Annotated in this window: 4 protein-coding genes and 1 pseudogene; 2 read left to right on the top strand and 3 right to left on the bottom strand. The window is 58.7% G+C overall.

Annotation, left to right across the window (positions count from 1 at the left end):
* A pseudogene (locus C1713_RS00030) lies at positions 1 to 351 on the bottom strand (efflux RND transporter periplasmic adaptor subunit); the annotation flags it as partial.
* 120 nt (positions 352 to 471) lie between these two features.
* Entirely contained in the window at positions 472 to 891 is a 420-nt protein-coding gene (locus tag C1713_RS00035; RefSeq protein WP_170950729.1) for a type II toxin-antitoxin system RelB/DinJ family antitoxin, read from the bottom strand.
* Between the two features lie 252 nt (positions 892 to 1,143).
* Here C1713_RS00035 and C1713_RS00040 point away from each other — a divergent pair, with 252 nt between their 5' ends.
* On the top strand, positions 1,144 to 2,031 hold the full coding sequence (locus C1713_RS00040) for a fructose bisphosphate aldolase (RefSeq protein ID WP_102492642.1): 888 nt from the start codon (positions 1,144 to 1,146) through the stop codon (positions 2,029 to 2,031).
* Positions 2,032 to 2,242: 211 nt separating this feature from the next.
* Entirely contained in the window at positions 2,243 to 4,003 is a 1,761-nt protein-coding gene (locus C1713_RS00045) for a 1-deoxy-D-xylulose-5-phosphate synthase (RefSeq protein ID WP_102492643.1), read from the top strand.
* 143 nt (positions 4,004 to 4,146) lie between these two features.
* Here the strand turns inward: C1713_RS00045 and C1713_RS12105 are convergent.
* A partial coding sequence (locus C1713_RS12105) for a hypothetical protein (RefSeq protein ID WP_138774466.1) occupies positions 4,147 to 4,446 on the bottom strand: 300 nt, incomplete at its 5' end.

A 4,446-nucleotide genomic window follows, 5' to 3' on the forward strand; every position in this document is an offset into this window, starting at 1 on the left:
GTTGGCGCGGGCGAGGTCGAGCTGTGCGCGCGCCGAGGCGACGCCCGCGCTCGTCGCATTCACCTGCTGCTGCGCGTCGCGTGCGTTGATGACCATGAGCACGTCGCCCGCATGGACGTGCGCGCCCATGCTCACGTTGCGCGAGAGCACCTGCCCGCTGACCTGAAAGGCGAGCTTGGTCTCGTAGCGTGCGCGCACGGTGCCGCTGTAGTCCGCCGTCGTCGCGCCTGCTGCATCGACGGACATCGTGCGCACGACGGGGGGCGGTGGCTCCTTTGCTGTATCATTTCCGCAGCCCGCGAGCAGGCTGAGTGCCGCCGCAAGCACGAGTGCGGTATATTGTTTCTGCATAACGTTCTCCCTTTCGAATCCCATTCTGCTCAAATTTTACCATTGTAGAGGCATAGAGTAAAGAAAGAAATATGCGCAGGAAAAGAACTGCCGCGCGGGCTTTGCGCCCGTGAGGCAGTCCTATGCGTGCACGTCAACGACGCAGGAGAGCCGTGGGGGGGCGTTTCCCTTTTTGTCCTCCGCAGCAGTGTCGTCGTCGCTTTTTTTCTTCTTTTTTGACGTTTTATCCTCTGACATCTGTTTGATCGTCAGCATGAAACTCCGTCCGCGTGCTGTGCGGATGAGGTCGGAGGCGTTCGCGCAGGACTTCGTATGCAGGACACCGCACACGATCGCGTCGGCGTCGTCCAGCGCGGCGAACACACCTCCGTCGGGGCGCGGCTTCTGCACGGGGAACGGAATGCCGTCGTGCAGGAGGATCTGGTGAAAGAACAGATTGATCGCCTCGTCCGTCGAGAGCCCCAGTGCGTGGCAGATCTCATCGACCTCCGCCCGGACGGCGGCGTCGACGCGAACCTGCATCAGCTCTGTCTCTGCCATGAACGCCCCCCTTTTCAGGAAGTATGGATCACCACTAATAATATAAAATTGTAACATGATTTTAAGATATGTGCAAGATTGAAAGCGCTGTGCACCTGATAGTTACTTTCATATTCATTGCTTTTTTTATCTCATTGCAGTATAATAGGACGCGTAAGGATTTCGATGGGGGCGCAGTCCGGAGGAACATGGAGCCGAATGGGTCTGTGCGCGGGCCGTCTGCCCCATGGATACGACAAGGAGGAATCCACGATGAATCAGCAACAGCTCACCCGCATGGAGCACGATAAGGGCTTTATCGCCGCACTCGATCAGAGCGGCGGCTCGACGCCGAAGGCGCTGAAGGCATACGGCATCGACGAGAGTGCCTACCACGGCGACGAGGAGATGTTTACGCGCGTTCACGAGATGCGTACGCGCATCATCAAGAGCCCCGCATTCGACAAGAGCAAGATCCTTGCCGCCATTCTCTTTGAGAACACGATGGACCGCAAGATCGACGGGCTCTACACGGCCGACTATCTCTGGGAGAAGAAGGGCATCATCCCCATCCTGAAGGTCGACAAGGGGCTCGCCCCCGAGGCGGACGGCGTTCAGCTCATGAAGCCCATCCCGGGGCTCGGCGCACTCCTCGACCGTGCAAATGAACGTCATATCTTTGGGACGAAGATGCGCTCCGTGATCAAGGAGGCCAATCCCGGCGGCATCCGCGCCATCATCGACCAGCAGTTTGCGTTCGGTGAGGACATCATCGCGAAGGGGCTCGTCCCCATCCTCGAGCCCGAGGTCGATATCCACTGCCCCGATAAGGCAATGGCAGAGGAGATCATGCTCGGCGCCATCAAGGAGAATCTCACCAAGCTCTCCTCTGGCGCAAAGCTCATGTTCAAGTTCACCATCCCGAGCGTCGACGATCTCTACGCCGATCTCATGAAGGATCCGCACGTTGTCCGCATCGTCGCGCTCAGTGGCGGCTACTCCCAGAGCGAGGCGAACGAGAAGCTCGCACGCAATCACGGCCTCATCGCCAGCTTCTCGCGTGCACTCGCGCAGGATCTGCGCGCGAGCCAAAGCGACGCGGAGTTCGACGCCGTACTGAAAAAGGCGGTCGATGGGATTTACGCCGCGTCGATTACCTGATAGCGTACGATCCACGACAAAATAAGCGGGACATACGGCATCCATGGGCTTTTCCGGCCAATGGATCCCGTGTGTCCTGTTTTTTCATCGTATTTTCCCGTAAGCAATATTTTTTCCAACAAGTTATTAGAATATATGATATAATGATAGGAGTGTATTTCATGATCAGGCGTGCGGATGTCGCCGCACGTTCTCTAGGAGGGCTTTCCCCTTGTATCTTGAACAGATCCACAGCCCATCGGACATCAAGGGCTATACCCCCGCGCAGCGGCGTGCGCTCGCAGCGGAGATGCGCGCGGCGCTCATCACACGAGCCAGCAGTGTCGGCGGGCACATTGGGCCGAACCTCGGCGTGATCGAGGCGACTATCGCCCTACACACGGTGTTTGACGCGCCGACGGACAAGATCATCTACGATGTGTCGCATCAGTGCTATCCGCACAAGATGCTGACGGGACGTGCCGCCGCCTACCTCGATCCCACGCACTACGGCGAGGTGTCGGGCTTTACGAATACGGAGGAGAGCCCGTACGACCACTTTAACATCGGGCACACCTCGACCTCGATCAGTCTCGCAACGGGGCTCGCGAAGGCACGTGATCTCGCGGGACGCAGTGAGAATGTCGTTGCCTTCATCGGCGACGGTGCGCTCTCGGGCGGCGAGGCGCTTGAGGGGCTGAACGTCGCGGGCGAGATGCGGTCGAACCTCATCATCATCCTCAACGACAACGACTGGTCGATCTCCGAGAATCACGGCGGCATGTACGAGATGCTCCGCCGTCTGCGCGAGACGAACGGGACGGGGGCGGACAATCTTTTCCGCGCGATGGGGCTCGACTACCGCTACGTCGCGGACGGAAACGATACCGAGGCACTGATCGCGGCGTTCGCTGCGGTAAAGGACAGCCAAAAGCCCGTCGTCATTCACATCCACACGCAGAAGGGCAAGGGGCTCTCCTTTGCCGAGGATGATCCCGAGGACTGGCATCGTCATGCGCCGTTCCACACGGAGAGCGGCGCGGTCAAACATCCGTCTGCGCCCGATCCGTGTCTTGCTGCAACGGTCGATTTTGTCCTAGCCGAGGCAAAGCGAAATCCGAACTTTGTCTATCTCTCAGCGGGCATCGTCGGCGGCATCGGGCTCACGCCTGCTGAGCGTGCAGAACTCGGTGCGCAGTACGTCGATGTGGGCATCGCCGAGGAGCACGCCGTCGCGATGGCGTCGGGGCTCGCACGCGGCGGGGCGCGCCCCGTCTTTGGCACATACAGCACGTTCTATCAGCGCACGTACGATCAGATGGCGCAGGACGTCTGCATCAACCGCAGCCCTGCGGTCTTTCTCGTGACGGGGGCGTCGCTCTATCGCTCGACCGATGTGACGCATCTCGGGTTCTATGATATCTCGATTTTCTCCCATGTTCCGAACCTCGTCTTTCTCGCACCGACGAGCATCGAAGAGCACCTCGCTGTCCTGCGCTGGGCCATCGCGCAGACGGAGCATCCCGTCATGATCCGCACGCCGCTCGGCGGCTATGCGGAGAGCCCCTATCCCGTCCGCGCGGACTACAGCGCGCTCCATCGCTCCATCGTCGTCACGGAGGGCGCGGAGGTCGCACTCATCGGCGTGGGGAACTTTGCCGCGCTCGCTACGGCGGCGGCAGAGGAACTCGCGCGCGACGGCATCCACGCCACCGTCGTGAACCCGCTCTACCTCTCGGGACTGGACGAGGCGCTCCTCACACGTCTCAAGGAAAAGCACCGTCTCATCGTCACCGTCGAGGACGGCATCCTGGACGGCGGTTTTGGGGAAAAGGTCGCGGCGTTCTATGGGGTGGACAGGGACGTCGAGGTGAAGAGCTACGGCCTGCCGAAGGCCTTCTTCAACCGCTACGACCCAGCCGCTCTCGCACGCGCGCATCATCTCACCGCCCCGCAGATCGCGGCGGACGTGCGCGTGAGACTAAGATCTTGATTCTGCCGCTGTTTGTGGTATAATAAGGGTACGCAGAAACGATGTGAAACCATCTGCACAGAAAAAGCCCCCGCAATTGCCGTTGCGGGGGCTCTCTTATTCGACACGAGGAAAGAGTTCAAGAAACCTCAGGCTGATTGCCGTTACTCTCCGTCCAGCCATTTGCAGACATAGTGGGTGACTATGCCTGCCATAACAGAAAGTAGAAACGATGTGAAAAGCTCCATCGGCACACCTCCTTTCGGTGCCGGTATTGGAGGCGGCAACACATTCAGTATAGCACGACAGCGAACATAGTGTCTATCCTCTCCTCGTGTCGTAAGTTGTAAAATAAATTGACGCAAAAAGTTCCATTTTGCAAACGGTTCAGTTAAACTTTTAGTCACAACACAAAAAGAAACTGAAAGTGAGACTGCAAAATGGAACAGAATCATTGTACTACA

This window comes from Centipeda felix (genome assembly GCF_900186465.1).
In the GTDB taxonomy this organism is placed as follows: Bacteria; Bacillota; Negativicutes; order Selenomonadales; family Selenomonadaceae; genus Centipeda; species Centipeda felix.

Excerpts from the sequence above, each read along its gene's own strand:
- C1713_RS00040 (WP_102492642.1), top strand. The coding sequence starts at position 1,144 with ATGAATCAGCAACAGCTCACCCGCATGGAGCACGATAAGGGCTTTATC.
- C1713_RS00035 (WP_170950729.1), bottom strand. The coding sequence starts at position 891 with ATGGCAGAGACAGAGCTGATGCAGGTTCGCGTCGACGCCGCCGTCCGG.